This is a genomic window from Flavobacterium chungbukense (assembly GCF_020805785.1).
Taxonomy (GTDB): Bacteria; Bacteroidota; Bacteroidia; order Flavobacteriales; family Flavobacteriaceae; genus Flavobacterium; species Flavobacterium chungbukense.
In genome coordinates, this window is record NZ_JAJGZV010000004.1 from 122,397 (window position 1) to 143,116 (window position 20,720).

Annotated in this window: 15 protein-coding genes, 2 tRNA genes and 1 pseudogene; 8 read left to right on the forward strand and 10 right to left on the reverse strand. The window is 32.4% G+C overall.

Annotated elements, in window-relative coordinates; genetic code table 11:
* Window positions 1-71: 71 nt before the first annotated feature.
* From LL966_RS14435 to era, 3 genes are all read right to left on the reverse strand, one after another.
* Window positions 72-2,822 carry an outer membrane beta-barrel protein gene (locus LL966_RS14435; protein ID WP_229354259.1) on the reverse strand — a complete coding sequence of 917 codons (2,751 nt, stop codon included), beginning with the start codon at window positions 2,820-2,822 and terminating at the stop codon, window positions 72-74.
* Between the two features lie 178 nt (window positions 2,823-3,000).
* On the reverse strand, window positions 3,001-4,311 hold the full coding sequence (gene der / locus LL966_RS14440; protein ID WP_229354261.1) for a ribosome biogenesis GTPase Der: 1,311 nt from the start codon (window positions 4,309-4,311) through the stop codon (window positions 3,001-3,003).
* 327 nt (window positions 4,312-4,638) lie between these two features.
* Complete coding sequence (gene era, locus LL966_RS14445; RefSeq protein WP_229354263.1) at window positions 4,639-5,520, reverse strand: GTPase Era; 882 nt, start codon at window positions 5,518-5,520, stop codon at window positions 4,639-4,641.
* 117 nt (window positions 5,521-5,637) lie between these two features.
* Here era and LL966_RS14450 point away from each other — a divergent pair.
* Window positions 5,638-5,710 (forward strand) — tRNA-Met (locus tag LL966_RS14450).
* A 460-nt stretch (window positions 5,711-6,170) separates the two neighbouring features.
* Here LL966_RS14450 and LL966_RS14455 read toward each other — a convergent pair.
* The 3 genes from LL966_RS14455 to LL966_RS14465 all read right to left on the reverse strand — a co-directional run bounded on the left by LL966_RS14455 (window position 6,171) and on the right by LL966_RS14465 (window position 9,841).
* Entirely contained in the window at window positions 6,171-6,545 is a 375-nt protein-coding gene (locus LL966_RS14455; protein ID WP_229354264.1) for a hypothetical protein, read from the reverse strand.
* Window positions 6,546-6,705: 160 nt separating this feature from the next.
* Window positions 6,706-7,524: a DUF5694 domain-containing protein gene (locus LL966_RS14460; RefSeq protein WP_229354265.1), complete on the reverse strand. Its 819-nt coding sequence runs from the start codon at window positions 7,522-7,524 to the stop codon at window positions 6,706-6,708.
* A gap of 304 nt (window positions 7,525-7,828) precedes the next feature.
* Window positions 7,829-9,841, reverse strand: coding sequence for a M13 family metallopeptidase (locus tag LL966_RS14465; protein WP_229354266.1), 2,013 nt, complete (start codon window positions 9,839-9,841; stop codon window positions 7,829-7,831).
* 267 nt (window positions 9,842-10,108) lie between these two features.
* Between LL966_RS14465 and LL966_RS14470 the strand changes: the two genes are divergently transcribed.
* Window positions 10,109-11,245 (forward strand): helix-turn-helix domain-containing protein, encoded by a 1,137-nt coding sequence (locus LL966_RS14470; RefSeq protein WP_229354267.1) that lies wholly within the window; start codon window positions 10,109-10,111, stop codon window positions 11,243-11,245.
* An 88-nt stretch (window positions 11,246-11,333) separates the two neighbouring features.
* Complete coding sequence (locus tag LL966_RS14475) at window positions 11,334-11,870, forward strand: porin family protein (RefSeq protein ID WP_229354268.1); 537 nt, start codon at window positions 11,334-11,336, stop codon at window positions 11,868-11,870.
* Between the two features lie 60 nt (window positions 11,871-11,930).
* Here LL966_RS14475 and LL966_RS14480 read toward each other — a convergent pair whose 3' ends face one another.
* Together LL966_RS14480 and yiaA are read right to left on the reverse strand one after the other, a co-directional pair.
* On the reverse strand, window positions 11,931-12,389 hold the full coding sequence (locus LL966_RS14480) for an SRPBCC domain-containing protein (protein WP_229354269.1): 459 nt from the start codon (window positions 12,387-12,389) through the stop codon (window positions 11,931-11,933).
* 229 nt (window positions 12,390-12,618) lie between these two features.
* Window positions 12,619-13,093, reverse strand: a pseudogene (gene yiaA / locus LL966_RS14485) (inner membrane protein YiaA).
* A 30-nt stretch (window positions 13,094-13,123) separates the two neighbouring features.
* Between yiaA and LL966_RS14490 the strand changes: the two are divergent.
* The 3 genes from LL966_RS14490 (at window position 13,124) to LL966_RS14500 (ending at window position 16,407) form a co-directional block, all read left to right on the forward strand.
* Complete coding sequence (locus LL966_RS14490) at window positions 13,124-14,743, forward strand: hypothetical protein (RefSeq protein ID WP_229354270.1); 1,620 nt, start codon at window positions 13,124-13,126, stop codon at window positions 14,741-14,743.
* 279 nt (window positions 14,744-15,022) lie between these two features.
* Window positions 15,023-15,094, forward strand: a tRNA-Glu gene (locus LL966_RS14495).
* Window positions 15,095-15,207: 113 nt separating this feature from the next.
* Window positions 15,208-16,407 carry an outer membrane protein assembly factor BamB family protein gene (locus tag LL966_RS14500; protein WP_229354272.1) on the forward strand — a complete coding sequence of 400 codons (1,200 nt, stop codon included), beginning with the start codon at window positions 15,208-15,210 and terminating at the stop codon, window positions 16,405-16,407.
* 152 nt (window positions 16,408-16,559) lie between these two features.
* Here the strand turns inward: LL966_RS14500 and LL966_RS14505 are convergent, their stop codons facing one another.
* The gene (locus LL966_RS14505) at window positions 16,560-16,805 is read right to left on the reverse strand and encodes a hypothetical protein (RefSeq protein ID WP_229354274.1); all 246 of its coding nucleotides are present in this window, start codon (window positions 16,803-16,805) and stop codon (window positions 16,560-16,562) included.
* Between the two features lie 299 nt (window positions 16,806-17,104).
* Between LL966_RS14505 and LL966_RS14510 the strand changes: the two genes are divergently transcribed.
* Together LL966_RS14510 and LL966_RS14515 are read left to right on the forward strand one after the other, a co-directional pair.
* Complete coding sequence (locus tag LL966_RS14510; RefSeq protein ID WP_229354276.1) at window positions 17,105-18,370, forward strand: putative DNA modification/repair radical SAM protein; 1,266 nt, start codon at window positions 17,105-17,107, stop codon at window positions 18,368-18,370.
* Window positions 18,370-19,146: a TIGR03915 family putative DNA repair protein gene (locus LL966_RS14515; RefSeq protein WP_229354278.1), complete on the forward strand. Its 777-nt coding sequence runs from the start codon at window positions 18,370-18,372 to the stop codon at window positions 19,144-19,146. Before LL966_RS14510 ends, LL966_RS14515 begins: the two co-directional genes overlap by 1 nt.
* A 4-nt stretch (window positions 19,147-19,150) precedes the next feature.
* Here the strand turns inward: LL966_RS14515 and LL966_RS14520 are convergent, their stop codons facing one another.
* Window positions 19,151-20,623, reverse strand: a complete 1,473-nt coding sequence (locus tag LL966_RS14520; RefSeq protein ID WP_229354279.1) for a glycoside hydrolase family 130 protein — start codon at window positions 20,621-20,623, stop codon at window positions 19,151-19,153.
* Window positions 20,624-20,720 lie beyond the last annotated feature (97 nt).

Sequence of the window (20,720 nt, forward strand, 5' to 3'; positions counted from 1 at the left end):
TGCCGTTTTTTTATTTGTCATTTTGGATCTTAGAACCTTAGCATCTTAGAATCTTAGACCCTTTAAAAAAATCACGATCCCCTCTGTCTCTTTCCTCCTTTTTTCCCTTCAGAAAAGTTTCCGATTTTGTAAGCTAAAGAAAACATTACATAACGCTTTAAAACTGTATTTTCTTCATCACGAATCGAAGTAGATGAAATAGTTCTTGTTGCACTTTGGTTCTGATTTAAAACATCGTAAACTTTTACTTTGGCGTATAATTTTTTATCCATAAAACCATAAGATAAACTGGTATTCCAAAGGAAGAAATCCTTTTTAAAATCATCTGAAATATTGGAGTTGTATGTATATCCGAAATCATTACCAAAAATCAAATTAGCTGGCCAATAAGATGTTGTCTGCAAATTAATTCTATGAATCACATTTGAAGTGGCATCTCGCGAAAAGTTTTCATATTTCGTTTCATTATAAGACAAACTATAAGACGGCGCAATAGAAAGTACCTCTCCATAATCGTAAGAAGCATAAACACTAGGTGTTACTACAATTGATTTTGCATTATACAATTGAGCATTGGTAAATCCTTTATCGAAATTATAATTACCGCTTAAGCGTACACCGTATCTTAAAGTATGCGCATCTTTTTTAACTTGCTGATTCCAGTTTCCTCCAATCGAAGCCGAGTACGTTCCAGATATATTTACGTAAGTTGTATTACGTTTTCCGCTATCATCGTAAATTGAAGTTGAAACCACATCATTATTATAATAATCTCCACGAAGATAAACGCTATAACCAGAACGAGTTCTAAAATCAAAATTCTTGAAATCGATACCTGCACTATTTTTCTCAATCGGATTTAAATCTGGGTTTCCAATTACACTATTTAATGGGTTATTTAAATTGGCTACCGGCATTAATTGAGTTGCTGATGGAAGCGCATTAGAATAATCATATTTAAAAGTCAAATTCTTTGAACGGTTGAATTTGTATCTAAGTTGCGCATTTCCATATGGAAGCATATATCTTTTGTTCAAATCAGTCGCTTGATTCAAATAAAAAGAATGATTGTCAAACTCTACAATCGAAGTTCTTGAATTTAAATTCAGCGTAAATTTACTTTTCTGCAATGTAATTCCAACCTTAGGCGTTATCGAATTTTGCTTTGATGAAGTGTAATTTGTCAAAGATTCATTTAAATTTGAATACTGATCTGTAGTTTCATCAAAATCAAAAGTCTTTTGATCGTTGATGGAATTCTGCCAATTGAAATCAGTTCCGAAACGAACACGAAGTGAATCTGTAATTGGTTCTGTATATTCTAAATCAATTGCATAAGAATCACTTTTTGAATTATTTTTTGCATTCTGATTTCTTTCATCATTCGGTTTTCCATCCTGATGAAAAATAGTTTCAGAAATATTAATTCCGTTCGAATCATTTTTAGAGTTATTGTTATTAAAAACAACACTCAGATTTCGTGACTTCTTTTCGAATACTTTATTGAAATTAATGCTGTTCGCAAAATTCGTATTAGATCCTTTTGTATAAGAACTTGATGTGCTTTCGTTTAGCGCTTCGCCATTTTCATCTACCGAAGAAGTAAACGAAGAATTAGTATTGTTCGAATTAGACTGATTTATGTTCGGAGCCACAACCAGACGCATTGTCGGATCGATTTTGTACTCTAATTGAAAATTGGCATTGTTTCCCGTATTTTCATTTTTAGTTTTAGAATCAGCTTCAGTTACAATATTTCCTGTAGGTAAAAAACTAACCTGATTTGATTTACTATCATTTTTAGTCACAGCATTTGTAAAATTATAACTGCTCATAAACTCCAAATCTTTGTTCCAGTCGTCAGAATAATTGATTCCAGCCAAAGTAGATTGCGTAATTCCTTTACCTCCGCTGCTGGCGCCCTGACCGCCTTTTGAATTTCTTCCTCCTCCCATATTATCAAAAACCTCATCCATAGAAAAACCTGTTGAGTTGATATTATTTGAAGAAGCCAAAACACTGATTTTTTGTTTATTTTTAAAGAAGTTCATCATCAAACTGGTTTCATAATGCTCGTCTGATCCATATCCTCCGAGGACTTTTCCAAAATATCCTTTGTTTTTCTTTTCGTCGATCGTGATATTTATACTCGAATAATCCGATGTAGATTCTTGTTTTGCCAGTTCTTCTTTTTTCGTTTTAAAATCAGAAACCTGAACTTTTTTGATAATATCAGCAGGAAGATTTTTAATAGCAATCGCTCCATCTTTATCAAAAAATGCTTTTCCGTTGACTAAAACCTGATTGACTTCTCGCCCATTGACCGTTATTTTTCCAGAATTATCAACGTCAAATCCTGGCAATTGCTTTAATAAAGCTTCGACATTTGCATCTGGACGGACTTTGTATGAAGGAGCATTAAACTCTAAAGTGTCTTTTTTAATGGTAATTGGCGGTGCTTCAGATTTTACGATTACCTCGTTAAGAACATTTGCATTTTCAATCATATACAATTTTCCAAAGTCTTTACTTTCTGTAAGTCCTTTTTGTTCTTCAAAATAAGCCTGATATCCTGTATAGTTTACTTTCAAAAATACGGGTTTATCATACTTTTTAGTATTAATGAGGAAATTTCCGTTTTTATCTGTTGTCGCATATTCAATGATAGTAGAATCTTTTACGGTTGTAAAATAAACGGTGGCAAGTTCAAGTGGAAGCTGTGAATTTATATCAACCACTGTTCCTTTAATAACGATATTATTTTGGGCATTTGCCGAGTAAACAAAAGCTAAAAACAATAAAAATGAATAAATTTTGGTCATAAAATTAGGTTAGTTTGATCAGTAAGACTTAAATAATTGCAAAAGGTTTAATTGTATTTTTTACATTTATCCAAATATAATGCCAATAAAAAATTGATCTCATAATTATAGAGACACAAAAAACAAAAAAGTCCCCTATTGCGGAGACTTTTCTATTTAATTCTATCTTATTTTAATTTTATTTTTCTCTGATATAAATATCAATTGGAACTCCTGCAAAATCCCAATTTTCTCTAATTTTATTTTCCAGATATCTCTTATAAGGTTCTTTTACGTATTGAGGCAAATTGGCAAAAAATACAAACTGAGGCGTTTGTGTTGGCAATTGCATACAATATTTAATTTTAACGTATTTACCTTTTGTTGCTGGTGGCGGATAAGCTTCAATAACTTTCAACATATATTCGTTGAATTTTGAAGTTGCGATTCTTTGTTTTCTGTTTTCGAAAACCTGAACTGTAGCTTCAAGCGCTTTCAACAAACGCTGTTTGGTTAAAGCAGAAACGAATAAAATTGGCACATCTGTAAATGGCATTAATTCTTTCTTGATTTTTTCTTCATAATCACGTGTAGACATGGTATCTTTTTCTACCAAATCCCATTTGTTTACCAAGATTACAACACCTTTACGGTTTTTCTCAGCCAGCCAGAAAATACTCTGATCCTGACCTTCAAATCCGCGAGTTGCATCAATAACCAATATACAAATATCTGCATGCTCGATTGCACGAACTGAACGCATTACAGAATAAAATTCTAAATCTTCTTTTACTTTTGCTTTACGACGAATTCCGGCAGTATCTACCAAGTTAAATTCGAAACCAAAACGGTCAAATTTAGTATCAATTGCATCACGAGTTGTTCCTGCAATATCTGTAACAATATAACGATCTTTACCAATTAAGGCATTGATAAAACTAGATTTTCCAGCATTCGGACGACCTACAACAGCAAAACGAGGTAAATCTTCTTTAACCTCAACTTCTGGTTTCTCAGGAAAAGCATCAATCAAAGCATCTAATAAATCTCCTGTTCCACTTCCAGAAATACTTGCGAAAGTATAATAATCTCCTAAACCAAGATTGTAAAACTCAATCGCATCTTTTTCGCGCATTGCGTTATCTACTTTATTTACAGCCAATAAAACTGGTTTTGTTACTTTACGCAACAATTTAGCAACCGTTTCGTCCATTGGTGTAATTCCCTCTTCAACATCAACAACAAAAATAATAACATCGGCTTCGTCGATAGCCAATTCTACTTGTTTACGGATTTCACCTTCAAATACGTCATCAGATCCGCGAACGTATCCACCCGTATCAATAACAGAAAACTCTTTTCCGTTCCACTCGCTTTTACCATAGTTTCTATCACGGGTAACCCCAGATACTGAATCTACAATAGCTTCTCTTCTTTGTATCAGCCTATTAAAAAGGGTTGATTTCCCTACATTAGGTCTTCCTACTATCGCAACAATGTTATTACTCATTTTATTGAATTTTTGATTTTAGACTTTAGATTTTAGTTTCTTAGTTTCCTAAAAAATCCAATCACTTGTAATCTAAAATGCTTTATTTAAATTTTTTGCAAAGGTAGTTAAAAAAAGTTGCTAAGATGCTAAGTTTCTAAGTACCTAAGTTTTTATTGTTTTTTTGTATAATTTTCAGGAGCTAATCCAGCTATCCGCTATATCTTTTCCTGGCTAAAGAAGCCAGAAAAAGGATACCGCTCCTATCTGGGCTAGGGCACTCATTTTCAAATGAACCTTTCGTTAAACGATTAAACAAATCAACGATTAACCGATTAAACAAAAAAACTACTGATTGTAACCAAATCTTTTCAGCATATTAGCATTGCTTCTCCAATTTTTATTCACTTTTACGACTAGTTCAATGTGAATTTGTTTTCCGAAGAATTTCTCTAAATCGGCGCGGGCATCGGTTCCAACTTTTTTAAGAGCAGCACCTTTATGTCCGATAACAATTCCTTTTTGAGTTTCGCGTTCTACCATAATAATCGAACGGATTCTGATGATTTTTTCGTCTTCAAAAAATTCTTCTGTTACGATTTCAACTGCGTATGGAATTTCTTTACTGTAATTCAATAAGATTTTCTCACGAATGGTTTCGTTTACAAAGAAACGTTCTGGTTTATCTGTTAACTGATCTTTTGGATAATAAGCCGGAGATTCTGGCAATAATTCGATAATTCTTCCGAAAACTTCTGGAACATTGAAATTCTGCAAAGCCGAAATTGGGAAAATTTCTGCATTTGGCACTTTTTCTTTCCAAAAAGAAACTTGCTCTTCTAATTGTTCCTGATTCGAATTGTCGATTTTATTTAAAAGTAATAAAACAGGAATTTTAGCATGAATGATTTTATTAAAGAAAGCTTCGTCTTTTAGATCCTGCTCTCCTATTTCGACCATGTAAATTAAAATATCAGCATCTTCAAAAGCCGATTTTACGAAGTTCATCATCGATTCCTGCATTTCATACGCTGGTTTGATAATTCCAGGCGTATCAGACAAAACCAATTGAAAGTCTTCTCCGTTTACAATTCCTAAAATTCTATGACGCGTAGTTTGTGCTTTTGATGTAATGATAGACAATCGCTCTCCAACGAAAGCGTTCATCAATGTTGATTTTCCAACATTTGGATTTCCGATAATGTTTACGAAACCTGCTTTATGTGACATTTTTTGTTTTATTTATTTTGCAAAGGTAGTCATATCAAGTCAATACAGAAAATAAAACATTTTTTAAAGTTTTCGTTGGATTTCTCAAAAAACGGCGTATCTTTGCACCCGAAACATCGCGGGATAGAGCAGTAGGCAGCTCGTCGGGCTCATAACCCGAAGGTCACAGGTTCGAGTCCTGTTCCCGCTACTAAGTAAAAGCTTCAGAGAAATCTGGAGCTTTTTTTGTTTCAAAAATTTGATTTAGATTGTGGGTGCGAAGTCAGAGATATTCGCACAGCGCCTCCATTTAACTCTTCGAAAAGCGGGGAATTATCTTTTTCATTTTTCAGTTTTTTTAATTCTTTTGTTTTATGAGTTGACAATTCAGAAACCTAATAAACTATCTAACAACTAATTACACACAACAAACATACAAAGCTATCCAAATTATTGAAGATATATGTGATAAAAATTATATTTTCATTATAAATCATTAAAAGGCGAATCTTGTAAACACAATAATCCTCAATGCTCTTGTTATATATTGAATGCTTTCCAGTACGAGGTAAAAGCTTTAGAGAAATCTGGAGCTTTTTTTTTGTTTAATAATAATATGTGATTTAGATTGCGGGTGCGAAGTCAGAGACATTCGCAAAGCGGTGTTTTTTTTAATTATCAAAAGCGTCATCGTATTGATAACTAATAATTCCGTCTGTTATCATAACTTCCTGATTGCCGTCATTTAGTTTTCCTGAAAATGTAGCGTAAAAGCAGGAATTTCTATTTATTATGACGTCACATTCAAATTCACCTTTAATAAAATCTCCATCAAATGATACATTGTCAATATATTGATGGTAAAGAAATTTTTGAATTATATTTTTACCCGTTTTCTTATAAGGTAAAATAACAGCAATTCCCTGTTCTCTAAAAGGATCATTACTTCTTCTATCCCCGTTTAAATGCAATTCATATCCTTCTGACCTAAGATCGATTCCATAGCCTAATGCTTGGAAAGTTTGAGGTTTGCCGTTAACAACCATTGATATGCTTGTTGGTTTGCAATTTAGGACTTCTTCTCGATTCTCATCTTTATTACACGAAAATGTTACAATAACTAAAAGTAAGAATAGTAAGTTTTGAATTTTCATTTTTGATTATTTTATTGTGTTTTTTAATCTCCAAACTATTGTTAACCGTCGCTTATTTCAATACGCTATCTGCCTCAACGATTTCAAAATCGTCATTATTTTGCAACAGATGTTTTAATATGGGAATATGTCCTTGACCAAATATTAGAATAACGTATTTGTCATCTGCATTTATTTGATTCATAATATTTGAATAGATAGCTAGATTTCTCAAATACCAATCAGACACAGATTGTGCTCCTGCATAATTTTTACCCGCTCCAACTTTTGCTATAAATTTTAGATAAATTGATAAATTTCTTTTTAATTCTTCTGGTTTATTGATGTATTTCAAGACTTCGAGAATTGTCCCGTTTTTCAATTTAGCATCAAAATCCTTAATCATTGCATTTGCTTGGGTTCCCAAATCTTTCAACAAATAAAGTTGATTATTTTCTTTTGCGGTTGCGGCCATTAAGCTATCGTGTGTCATTCCGTAGAATTTATCTACACAGTTTACTTGATTTAATTTTAATTTTTTAGCTAACCTAAAGCCAATTTGTTCTCGTTCTGAGACTGGAAGCTTATACTGGCCTTTCAAATATAAATTATACAAACTGTCATTAGAACGTTGATTTTCAAATGATCTTTCAATCATCACTTTAGTTGCTTTCGTTTGAGACAGAACATTTGTCAAATCTTCCAACTCACTTTGACGTTTAGCACTAAAAAAATCATCCGTTTTTAATTCAAATTGATCTGTATGCGGATTTTCAAAATGAATTGTTCCAATTAACAAGATCTTAGTCTTATGCTTCGCTTCCTGTCCAAAAGTTGCGGTTACAATTAAAAATGTAATTAAAAATGCAGAAACTGTTTTAATGAAAGTCATATTTTTAGTCTATTTATGTTATAGTTGTTCATAAAAATTCTCACCAGTTTTTTTAAAACAATATTGAAACTTGGTTTGTAAAAATAAATTATTAGTATTACTCTTTTTTACGGCATTCCTCATTATTTAAAATAAGTTTCTTTTCATTTACCTTCGTTCCTAAGAATATTTTCAAATAGCACTAACACGATACCTAAATATCTTTGACTTTGTGACTTTATCGTAACAAAACGTAAAAAAAAGCGCAAAGTCGGAGACATTTGCGCTTTTTTTTTCTTTTCAAACACTTCTGAGAATTTAAGCATTACCAAATCGTTATTCTATCTTTTTCTGGTAAATACATTTTATCTCCAGATTTTACATTAAATGCATCATAAAAAGGTGTCGTATTCATTAAAGGACCATTAACACGCCAATTTGGTGGAGAATGTGGGTTATTGTTAATCCACAAACGCAGGAACTCGTCTTTCATTTTTACTCTCCATATTTTAGCTATAGAAATAAAGAAGCGTTGATCTGGAGTAAATCCGTCGATTTTAGTATTTCCTTTTCCTTGGTCTGTCATTTTAAAAGCATCATAAGCAACCGCAATTCCAGCAATATCTGCCGTGTTTTCGCCAACTGTCATTGCACCATTAATGTGTAGATCGCCTAAAACGGTATAAGTACTATACAAATTGATAACCTGTTGTATTCTTGACTTAAACTGTGCATAATCTTCTTTTGTCCACCAGTTTTTTAGGTTGCCATCTTTATCATATTGAGCGCCTTGATCATCAAAAGTATGGGTTATTTCGTGGCCTATAACCATTCCGATACCTCCATAATTAAGTGCATCATCTGCATCATTATCAAAATATGGGGCTTGCAAAATACCTGCAGGAAAAACGATTTCATTTGCAGTAGGATTATTGTATGCCGTAACTGTTGGAGGCGTAGTATACCATTCTGATTTATCGACTAGTTTGCCCAATTTTGCCAATTGAAATTGATATGCAGCTGTAGCGGCAGAAACCATATTTTCAAAATAGGTATCCCTGGCTATATTTACATTGCTATAATCCCTCCATTTATCTGGATATCCTATTTTTTTAGTAATGGCAAACAATTTTTCTTTGGCCTTTTGTTTTGTAACAGGACTCATCCATTCCAGTTTATCAATCCTTTTGCCATATGCTTTTTGCAAATTATTTACTAGTGTCAACATACGTTTTTTGGCATCTTCTGAAAAATATTTCTTTACATACAATTCACCCAATGCTTCGCCTAAATAAGTATCAACTGCATTGGCCATTATTTCGCCACGCGATTTTTGAACAGCTTGACCAGAAAGCACTTTGGTGTACTCAAATGTAGCATCTACAAAAGGTTTACTTAAATCATCTGCATATCTTTCTAAAGAATTTGCTTTCAGATAAATTTTCCAATTATTGATCGGGATTGTTTTTAATAACTTATTAAGAGCATCATAATAGGCCGGTTGAGACACATTAATAGAATCCGTTTTTGCTCCTAATTTTGTCAAAAAAGTAGTCCAGTCTATATTAGAATGCCTTTTTACAAGATCTGTCACAGCGATTTTATTGTAATTTGCCTGCACATCTCGAAGTTCTACTTTTGTTTTATGAGCAACGGCGATTTGTTTGTCAATACTGTAAACCAAATCAGCATTCTTTTTAGACACTTCGGCATTGCTACCTGTTTGCTGAAATAATGCAGCAAGATATTTTTTGTATGCTTTCTGTATCGCAACAGTTGATGAATCTGATTTGAAATAATAATCCCTGTCAGGCAAACCAATACCTGTTTGATAGATTTCCGCAATGTTCATACTGCTGTTCTTTTGATCGGGTGAAACTCCGAAAGCTATTATAGAAGAATTTCCTGCTTTTTCTTCATTCACTACAAAGTGCATCAAGGATGGTAAATCGTTAATTGCTTCAATTTTGGCAAGCAGGGGTTTTATAGGTTCAAAACCGCGTTTATCAATAGCTACAGTATCCATACCAGATGCATAAAAGTCTCCTACTTTTTGCGCAATACTTCCTGCTGGATTCTTGCTTTGCGAAATACTGTCTAATATTCCTCGCAAGCGAATTCGCTGCGGAAAATTCATAAACATATAGGCTCCTACTCCGGCTTGAGACGAAGGTATTGATACAGAATCGTACCATTTGCCATTTACGTATTTAAAAAAATCATCTCCCGGACGTAATGTAGAATCTATTCCAGTGATAGCAATATTTTTTTTCCTTTCGTGCTTTGAACACGCTGTAAAAGCTAAAAACACAATCAACAGTACTAATATTTTTTTCATAATCTAAATGATTTCTATTAAAATGAATATGCTTGGCATAATTTATTTAGCACAACAATATAAGAATTCAGTTTCAAATTATAAAGTTTTTCTTAGAAGAACCGCTTACCAAAATGATTACTGTTTTTAGTTAATCATTTCTTAATCTGTAAAAAAATTCATTCTTATTACTATAAATTCGCCAAGCCATTTGATATGAAATAAGCTACGTTTTATAAAATACCATAATATCCCAAAAAATCTTAAACCAACTTTTATCTTAAAAAATTGATTTATACAACACTTTTAAATATTGCGGTTTTTCAGGGAACACTTTTAGGCTTTATTATTCTAAAGTCTTCCTTATTCAATAGTAATTCCAATAAATATCTCGCATACTTATTATTTGCACTTTCAATTATTTTACTGAATTACGTTTTTGAACTTGAAGAGGTTTTTATATCATATCCTTTATTACGTTTTATAGACGAGATCGATTGGATATTTCTATTACCTGTTTTTACATTTTTGTTTATTACAAACCGCATTGATGATACGGTAAAAAACAGACAAAAAACTTATTTGTATTATATCCCATTTTTCTATGCCACTATTCTTAATCTTTCAGCCTATTTTGAAATTGTAGTAGGACTTTATAAAATTCCTGAATCTTACACATTCCTAATCAATATTTTTAGACTGATTCAGCTTTTATTGGTCGTTATCATCATTGTGTGTTTACCTCTTTACTCTTATTTTATGATAAGATATTTAAAAAACCCTCAAGAGAAAAAATGGGTACTTACGTTATTAAATTTCATGTATTTGGTGTTATTAGTATGGCTAACTACTTATATAGTCGGTCTGTTTTTTAAATCAGACATTTCTTTTCCCATGAGTCTGGTGGCTTTATTTGCAACATTTATTATTCATTGGACAGCCTATATAGGTATTTACAAATACAAATTGGCAAAAGACACAGATGCTGTTTACAATTTTTTAAATAAAGATTTAGCGATCGCACCTGCCAATTTTCAAATTGTAGAAAATGATATCTCACAAGAATATAGCGAATCTATCACGTCTATTAATCTTTATTTTCAAAAACTGGAACATCTTTGCAAAGAACAGCACATTTACACTGACAGTACTTTGAACAGAGAAAAAGTTGCAGAGAAATTAGGTATAAGTGCAGGATATCTATCGCAAATTGTAAACACAATAACGGGCGACAACTTTGCTAATTATATAAATAATTACAGAGTTGAAGCTGTGAAGGAAATGATTTCAAATTCTGAATATGAAAATTATAATTTGCTAGCAATGGGATTAGAATCTGGCTTTACTTCAAAAACAACTTTTTACAAAGCCTTTAAAAAAGTTACCGGCCAAACACCAAATGAGTATAAAAACGCAATCAAATAAGTGCCGATTTGTAAAGTTTTAAGCTTTTGAAACCTTTTCTAATTTTTCTTACACGAATTTTGGCTTCAAATAATTCAAATCAATTTTTATGAAAAAAATTTTATTGCTAGCTGTTTTTACAGTTTTAGGATTTATGAATGTAAATGCCCAAGAAATTAAATTTGGAGCTAAAGCGGGTTTAAACTTTTCAACGGTCAACGGAAGTAACACCAATAACATTGATTATGTAACATCCTATCATGTTGGCGTTGTATCGGAAATTCCAATTTCTGAAAAATTTTCTTTTCAACCTGAACTAATGTATTCTCGTCAGGGTTATAGCTTCAATAATGATGTAGTTGCTATGAATTATCTGAACATTCCTTTAATGGGAAAATATTATGTAACAAAAGGATTAAGTGTTGAAGCTGGACCACAAATAGGCTTTTTACTTTCTGCTAAAAATGAAGGCGTAAAAGTAACAAACTCATTTACCACTTTTGATTTTGGCGCTAATTTTGGCTTAGGCTATAAACTAGAAAACGGACTTAATTTTAGTGCAAGATATAATTTGGGAATAACTAAGGTTGATACTGACAATAGAAATGGAGTATTTCAAGTATCTGTTGGTTACTTCTTTTTCTAAAACTAATCATTCAACTTCATATAAAAACTGCGCAAAATGGGAGACATTTGCGCAGTTTTCTTATTTTTCTGAAATTTCTTTTAATTTATCTAAAGCTTTTGGATAGGTGTTTTGAAAGTAATCCAAATATTCATCAATTGTATCCATATCGACTGTTAAGGTTGTAATACCGTTATTTTCCTGAAAGGTATAATTCTCATGCCCTCCTGCCCATTTTTCAACCTCTTCGCCTGTGGTTACTTCCGTATCTCCATCCAAAAATCCGTAATGACGGATGGAAACAAAATCAGCTGGTTTGTGTTCTGCAATTTCAGAAATCATTCCTCCTTTTTTACCATTTTCATCTTCTCCTACAAAGAGGATTTTGCTTCCTTTGTCCCAACTGCCTTCGTAGGTAGAAGTCGGATTAAAAGTGGAAACCCAATATTCGTAAGTGGCTTTATCCTTTAAGCCCAACATCGTTTCGTATACCTTTTGAGCCCATGCGTTAATTTCTTTTTTAAACTGTAATTTTTGCATTGCTTTCTTTGTTTTAGTTTTCAATCAGTGAGATATAACCAAATTTAATAACTTAAATTCTTTTGCACGTTAAGTTACACAAAATAGCAACTAATACACTATAAAACAACATTTTAATTCCATTACCAAATCTTCAAAAATCAGCTCTAAAATAAAAACAAACATTTGGATTAAATTTAGAAAACCTCAAAACTGCACAATTTGTGACAGTAATGAGGCCCGCTAAAAACTATATGTTAGCCGATTCAAATTGCTTCAAATCTCTGGTATTTTTTTTGTACGGCAAGAGCAGAAAAAAGTCCAAGTACAAATGACATTCCGAAAAATCCTTTTTCACTGAGCAGCAAATCTGCATTCCAAAGACCAATTATGAGCAATACTATTGAAGCTATGGTACTAAACCAACTTATACTATAATACAAGTCGGTTACTGGTATACCTTCTAGCCTATCTCTTACACTTTTTTGTACTGATATTACAGAAAAAAGACCAAAAAGAAGAATAGTAAAATAGTATCCTTTTTCATTGTAAGCCATGGCCGAATTGTAAAGACCAATACAATAAGAAGTCATTCCTATAAGCAACGTCATCCAAGATGCGCCTACAAAAGCAGCGCTGGGTTTTAAAGGATTAGACCCATTATTTAATTTTGCATTTTTTGATTCTGAATTGTTGTTTAATTCATTTGATTTTAGCGGTTCCATAATTTTTTATGTTTTATAATTATGAGGCAAATGTCAGCAGGAATTAGAAGTTATAAAAATCAATTTATTCAAAAAACTGATGATATAAAGATTCATTTTATTATTTTTATTCAAATAAAATCACCATTTATGAATGCACTTCAAGAAATAGCAAACATAATGAATGAATCAGACAAAAAGGCATTCATACTTTATCTATCAAAAAAAAATAAGCGTAAAGACGTTGGCAATATAGAACTATTCAATTCATTAAAAACTGACGATATAAATCATAAAAAAAAGTATTTAAAAGACAAAAAAAGCACCGATGCCTATCATGCTTTAAGGAAAAGGCTTTATGACAGTATGATTGATTTCATGGCGAATCAAAGTTTTGAAAACGATACTTCGCAAGAAAATACCATATTGCGCCTTATTGTTGTAAGCCGTTTATTTTTTGAACATCAACTGATAAAAACAGCTTTCAAATGTCTGGCAAAAGCCGAAGAGATCGCTTTAAATATTGAGCAGTTCAGCCTTCTCAATGAGATCTATTTGACTCAGATACAATTTGCGCATTTTAATCTGTCTGAACCAATTGAAAAAATAATAGCAAAATTTAAAGCAAATAAAAAACGACTCGAATATGAGGAACAGCTCAATTTAGGTTACGCTGTTCTGCGCCGCGAACTTACTGCAATATATCATGAAGGACGAATAGTAGACTTTCAAGCACTGATAAAAAATACGATTGAAACACATGGAATATCTTTAAAACAAGGATTAACTTTTAAATCTCTGTATCAAATATTATTTATTGCCAACGAATATGCATCTATAAACAACAATTATGTGCTTATACAGCCTTTTGTTATTAAAAGCTATCGATTTATTAATCATAAAAACGAACTCAAAGACAGGCATTTATATTACCACATATACATATTGTATTTTATAGCTAATTTCTATTTTCGCAATGGTCAGTTCACCGAGTCTTTGAATTATCTGAGTTTGATGTTTACAGAACTACAGAAACAATCTGGCAAATATTATCAGCGTTTCTGCCTCAGGTATTTTTTATTATTAGCATTTAATGAAAATTATATTGGCAATCCTGAAAAGGCAATAGAAATTGCTGAAAAAGCTCTTTCTTCAAACAAGAAAACAGATCCTAACGAAAGCAACGACATCCGATTAATGCTTATTGTTTTTTATGTGCAGCAAAATGCGGGACGAAATGCAGCAAAAGAAATGGCAAAATTAAACCATACCGACAGCTGGTACGAAAAAAAAATGGGAATGGACTGGACCATAAAAAAATGCATAGTTGAAATCCTTCTGCAAACACAACAAGAAAATGCAGAACTGGCTTTGTCTCGAATAAAGAGTTTTAAAAGACGTTATAAAAAATATCTCTTAACCGTAAATGAGGAACGTGTTGTAAATTATATTCTATTCGTTGAGCAATATGTAATGAAACCAGAAATTATACAAACACAAAAATTTCAAAAAGCAATTGAAGATTTCATAATTGCAGCACAAAACGGACCTAAAGATATTTTTATTATGAGTTTTTTATCTTGGTTGCTTGCCAAAGTGAGGCAAAAAAAGGTTTATGAAATAACTTTGGGACTTTTAAAAACATATTTTCTTACTTCGGATTTTAAATAAAGCAAAAAAATAAGAAAGATTTTTCTTTAAAAACCAAAAATTTTCAATTTTATTAAAAATTTTTATCAATAAAAAGATGCAAAATTTTTCTTTATTATTTTTAAGAAAAGTAAAACAAATTAATTACTAATCAAACAAATACATTTTACACAGCTCCATTTCTTTGTTGATAATTTTCTTCAAAAATGATATTTTCAAAATATTCAAAAAAAGTTTTTCTTGAAAGTCTCTTGTATAATTCAATATTAATTATAATTTTGCACCCGCATTACAAAAGCAGGTCCGTTCGTCTATCGGTTAGGACGCCAGGTTTTCATCCTGGTAAGGGGGGTTCGATTCCCCCACGGACTACTTATCAAAGGCAAAAGCTTCAGAGAAATCTGGAGCTTTTTTTGTTTATATTTACTCCGCCTAAAATGTTTGAGAAAAAATATTATAAAACAATACTGAAACCAAATCTTATAATGAAACAAAAACTTACAACACTTTTAATTGTATTTACTGTTATAAATATGTTTGGCCAAGTGCCGGCCAGCACAACTAATTATTCAAACAAAACTTTGACTACAGCAGATATGGTAACTAATAAAGCCTTAAAACCGCTTAAAAAAGTTCCTTTAGACGAAGCGTCAATGTTGATTTACGATTACGACGGCTCTCTTTTTTCATGGGATCTAGAAGCGGAAACAATTGTTTGGACTGTAAAGGCTACAGATGCTAGTACAGAAATGTGCGCCAATAAAATAACATTACAGGATGGTGTAGTTTATGTTCCGTTTGTTAACGGCGAAATTTTTGCAATAGACAATCAAACTGGTGCGATTTTTTGGAAATCAAGATTAGGTTCTATTACAGATCAAATTGTTTTAAAAGACCAAACTCCAATTGTAAAAAATGGAAAGTTATTCATTATTGCTCAAAATCAAAATCAGAACAGCAATCTATACGCTCTTGACTTAAAAGATGGAAGTTTAGCATGGAACTTCAAATTTGATACTGCGGTTAATGACACAACACCACTTTTTTTTGACAATAAAATTATTACCCAAGGCGGATCAAATGTCTATATTTTTGAAGCCAATACAGGTAAAATTCTTAGCCAGAAAAACTTTGAAGAACTAATTACAGGAAACGCTGTAACCGATGGACAAAATGTATTTATGGCAAGTAAAAAAAATACTCTTTTTGCTTTAAATCCGAATAACCTGGACATTGTTTGGCAGTTTAAATTGGATGAAAATCAAAACAACATTAAAGAACGCATCTTGTGCAAAGACAATAAAATATATGCTGGTGCTCAAGGTTCTCAAGTTTCTTCTTTGTATGCAATTGACTCAAAAACTGGAACTCAGCTTTGGAAAACAGATTTTAAAGACGATAATATCGAATACATTGTTAAAGAAAACGAGAACATTTGGGGTTATACTCGCAAAAAAAAGCTTTTCGAATTGGATTTAACCAATGGCGAAATCGCATTTGAAGCCAAATTGACAACACTTCCTATTTCAAATTTTGAATTTCCAAAAGAAGACAATTTATTGTACTATTATTGCGACGCTGGATTAATTCAATTTGATTTGAATGAGAAAGACGAAAATATGTATTATATGAGAACTTCTCTTGCAGACAATCCATATAGCGCTTATTTAAAGATAATTCGATAAATAGTAATGCTCAACTATATAAGAAAGCTTCTGTTTATCAGAAGCTTTTTAATTTTATAAATAATGATGGTATTAGAAAAACACATTATTCCAATACAGAGTTATGCCTCATAAAGAAGCTCCCAGTATTTGTAATAGAAAAGCCAAAGCTTTTAAGCTGCCTTCTTTGCCATTCTTTTTTTACACTCTAAAATTCTAAGCTGATTTTCGGCACAAAGAATATGCTCTTTTGTACCATTTTTTTGAATTTCGATCAAATAATGAAAATCTCTCTCCTTAGTCGCAGATTTTATTATAAGCCCCTTTTTAAAATCCATTTTTCTTTCTACCACTGTGGCAGTGTAAGATCTACCACTCAATGCAACGTAGGTTACATCTTGTCCTTTTAAAAATTTCATCGTTTTAGCTTTTTCAGTTAAATAATGGTTGCAAATGCTAATAAGACAAAATCGATTTTAAGGGGGGTTAATCAATTTTTTCTTTAGAGGTGCAATATAGAAATATTGCAAAATTCAGTACCCCGTATTTATACCTGTTTTTACATTTTGAAAAGTTAAAATTTTGGAAGCTCACTTTTTTTACTTATAGAAAAATTTGATACAATTTAGAACAGCCCTTTTCAATTCTTTTTTTGGCCAAATGAGTAGTTTTGAATGAAGGATAATCCTTTTCAAAAAACAACTAAAATTCAGGCAAAATGATACATGAAAGAGTGATGGAAAAACTGGCAATTTTAGCAGATGCAGCCAAATATGATGTTTCTTGTTCGTCTTCTGCTGGTCAGAACAAGCGAAAAAATCAAAACAAAGGATTGGGCGACACGGGAAATGGAATTTGTCACGCCTACACCGAAGACGGACGCTGTGTTTCGCTCTTAAAAATACTATTGACCAATCACTGCATTTTTGACTGTGCTTATTGCGTCAGCAGAAAAAGCAACGACATTAAACGTACTGCCTTTACCGTACAAGAAGTTGTCGATCTTACCATTGGTTTTTACAGAAGAAATTATATCGAAGGGTTATTTTTAAGTTCAGGAATTTTTGATAATCCGGATTTTACCATGGAGCGTTTGGTTCGAATTGCAAAGAAATTACGATTAGAAGAAAACTTTAATGGTTATATTCATCTAAAAGCAATTCCAGGCGCAAGTGACGAGCTCATAAAAGAAGCTGGAATGTATGCAGATCGTTTAAGTGTAAATGTTGAAATGCCAACCGAAAAAAGCTTAAAATTATTAGCACCTGAAAAAAATCATGCTGATGTAATTAAGCCAATGGAATACCTGAAAAATGAAATTGTTGGTTATAAAGAAGAAAAAAAAGCCAATTTTAAAGCGCCGCTTTTTGCTCCGGCTGGACAAAGCACGCAAATGGTAATTGGTGCCACACAAGAAAATGATCTTGAAATTCTTGGAATGGCAAATTATTTTTACGAACAGATGAATATGCGTCGTGTCTATTATTCTGGCTATGTGCCGATAAGCTACGACAACCGACTTCCTGCAATTGGAACTCCAGTTCCAATGATACGTGAAAATCGTTTGTATCAAGCCGATTGGTTAATTCGTTTTTACGGTTTTAATGTCAATGAAATTGTCGGTTTCGATCAGCCCAATTTAGATTTGGATATTGATCCGAAATTAGGATGGGCATTGCGAAATTTACATCAGTTTCCTGTTGATATTAATTCTGCAGATTTAGAATTAATCCTGCGCATTCCAGGAATCGGAGTTACGAGCGCCAAAAAAATTATCTCCGCGCGAAAATTCAAAAGATTACAGCCTGAAGATTTGAAAAAACTAGGAATTGCCTACAATCGTTCAAAATTTTTTCTAGCTTTTTCTTCGCCTTTTTATTTACAGAAAGATTTGACTTCTATGCAGATAAAAGAGCAAATTTTGAATATTCAAAACAGCAAGTATCAAAACAATTTTTCTAATCAGCTTTCTTTATTTCAATAATGACACTTATAATCTACGACGGCACTTTTGAAGGCTGGCTTACAGCTGTTTTTGAAATTTACGAGTACAAACTCCAAGATGTTGTTTTTGCAAAAGACGAAATTTCAAACGCTTTACTATTTTCAAAAAATCACCTTATCGAAACTGATGATGTAAAAGCAAATCGAGTTTTAAAAGGCTTAAAACAACGTCTTTCGCCAAGCGGAATTACCAACATGTACCACGCTTTTTTCTCCGAATTGAATCAAATTGAAGAGAGTTTATTTCGTTTTGCCACCTATGTTTTTTCGAGTTCAAAAAACATAGAAGGAGATTTAAGCAATAATGACGTTTTAAACATTCAGAAAGCTGCTCATTTAACTGGAAAAGAAAGTCACCGAATGAAAGCTTTTGTGCGTTTCAAATTAACAAAAGACAATTTATATTATGCCATCGTTGAACCTGATTGCAATGTGCTACCGCTTATTCAAAAGCATTTCAAAAATCGTTATGCCGATCAACGCTGGTTAATTTACGATACCAAACGCAAATACGGCATTTACTATGATCTTGAAAATGTTTCTGTTGTCGAATTGACTTTCGATTCCAATCCTTCATCTTCTAAATTTCTAGCTGAAATCTCAGATGAAGGCGAAGAATTTTTTCAGAATTTATGGAGAAATTATTTCAAAAGCGTCAATATTGAATCCAGAAAAAACACCAAACTTCACGTACAGCATATGCCAAAACGATATTGGAAAAATTTAATTGAAAAAATACCTGAACTCAAAAAATAGCACTTTATTTCTTGTAACTTTTTTTCAAAGCATCTAATAATTCTACCATATCCACTACTCCATAAGTTGAAGAATAATCTGAAACGGCGTAAGGCAAAATCAAACTATTGTTGTGAATAATTGCCCCGCAAGAATATACAACATTAGGCACATAACCTTCACGTTCATCTTCTAACGGAGAAAGTAAAGGCTCAGAAAGTCGCCCAATTTCTTTTGAAGGATCATCCAAATCAAATAACGAAGCACCAATGCAATAACGTCTCATTGTGCCCACACCGTGTGTAATAACTAGCCAGCCTTCTTCTGTCCAAAGTGGAGAACCGCAATTTCCAATTTGGGTCAATTCCCAAGTAAATCTCGGCTGCTGCAAAAGAATTGGCGTATTCCATTGTGTCGCTCGATCCGAATACATGATGTAATTGTTAACGCCGTCAATTCTTGCCAGCATAGCATATTTACCTTTTATTTTTCGAGGAAATAAAGCTAAATTTTTATTTTGCGCACCTTCACCATGAAGCGGCATCACTCTAAAACTATAAAAATCTTCGGTAGAAATTAATTTAGGCAAAATCGTATGTCCGTTGTATGCGGTATATGTTGCCATAACACGTACCGAATCATCATCGTCTACAAAACGAACGAAACGGGCATCTTCGATTCCTCGGCTTTCTGAATCAGAAATTGGAAAAATAACACGTTCTGTAATATCCGAATCGTGTTTAAACTGTAAATCATAAAAAGAATTCGCTAGCCATAATATTTCCTGCAAAGCCGTTTTTCTTTCTTCACGAATTGCTGGATCACTCAAAGCTGTAGTCAGCATATTTTTCAAAACTGCAAATTCAAATTCTTCTGGAAGATCTTGCATAATTTGGACAATGTATTTGTCCGTTGTATGCATCTCTGATAATTTCGTCAGAAAACGCTCTTTATTAAATAAGGTTTTATGTTCAATTTCGGCTTTATCAATATGATTTCCGATTTTCATTATTTGCAGATTATTGTCTCGATCTAAAATTCCTCTCCTAAAAACAATAGACGAAATATGGCCTTCGCCAGTGGCACGAAAAGAAATTACAACGCGTTTTTCGCCCGCTTCTAAACCTGTCTGGTCAAAATCTTCTACAATTGAAGGATTAAAAATCGCAGCTGATTCAATCGCATATTCCATTGTACAATAAGAACCGATAAGCATTTTTCGATCTAAAGAAAGCGAATCAAAATCAATTTGCATTTCTTCTATTATAGGTCTGATTCTTTCACAATGTCTAAAAAAAACAGCTGAGATGTTTCTATGGCGTCTTGCAAATTCACGAAGCGTTTGCTCTAAAGTCTGCAAAACTTCTTTTTCTTCCAGTGTCATTATACGAAGTACCATTTGCTGGGTTCGTTCAATACCATTCATGAAATATCTTGCAACAACTCTTCTTGAATCTGGTGTAAATTTTATACTTTTTCGAACTACTGATACTCGCATAGTGGCGTTTTTTTTAAGGAAATTATATTATCTAAATCACATATTCTAAAACAAGTTACTAATTTTTGTTAAAGAAAAAAACTTAATTTTTTATTAA

Bases quoted from the DNA above. Each gene is read 5' to 3' on its own strand.
- LL966_RS14500 (WP_229354272.1), top strand. From the start codon at position 15,208: ATGAAACAAAAACTTACAACACTTTTAATTGTATTTACTGTTATAAAT.
- LL966_RS14460 (WP_229354265.1), bottom strand. From the start codon at position 7,524: ATGACTTTCATTAAAACAGTTTCTGCATTTTTAATTACATTTTTAATT.
- LL966_RS14475 (WP_229354268.1), top strand. From the start codon at position 11,334: ATGAAAAAAATTTTATTGCTAGCTGTTTTTACAGTTTTAGGATTTATG.
- LL966_RS14515 (WP_229354278.1), top strand. From the start codon at position 18,370: ATGACACTTATAATCTACGACGGCACTTTTGAAGGCTGGCTTACAGCT.
- LL966_RS14480 (WP_229354269.1), bottom strand. From the start codon at position 12,389: ATGCAAAAATTACAGTTTAAAAAAGAAATTAACGCATGGGCTCAAAAG.
- LL966_RS14520 (WP_229354279.1), bottom strand. From the start codon at position 20,623: ATGCGAGTATCAGTAGTTCGAAAAAGTATAAAATTTACACCAGATTCA.
- LL966_RS14510 (WP_229354276.1), top strand. From the start codon at position 17,105: ATGATACATGAAAGAGTGATGGAAAAACTGGCAATTTTAGCAGATGCA.
- LL966_RS14455 (WP_229354264.1), bottom strand. From the start codon at position 6,545: ATGGTTGTTAACGGCAAACCTCAAACTTTCCAAGCATTAGGCTATGGA.
- LL966_RS14505 (WP_229354274.1), bottom strand. From the start codon at position 16,805: ATGAAATTTTTAAAAGGACAAGATGTAACCTACGTTGCATTGAGTGGT.
- der (WP_229354261.1), bottom strand. From the start codon at position 4,311: ATGAGTAATAACATTGTTGCGATAGTAGGAAGACCTAATGTAGGGAAA.
- era (WP_229354263.1), bottom strand. From the start codon at position 5,520: ATGTCACATAAAGCAGGTTTCGTAAACATTATCGGAAATCCAAATGTT.
- LL966_RS14435 (WP_229354259.1), bottom strand. From the start codon at position 2,822: ATGACCAAAATTTATTCATTTTTATTGTTTTTAGCTTTTGTTTACTCG.
- LL966_RS14490 (WP_229354270.1), top strand. From the start codon at position 13,124: ATGTCAGCAGGAATTAGAAGTTATAAAAATCAATTTATTCAAAAAACT.
- LL966_RS14465 (WP_229354266.1), bottom strand. From the start codon at position 9,841: ATGAAAAAAATATTAGTACTGTTGATTGTGTTTTTAGCTTTTACAGCG.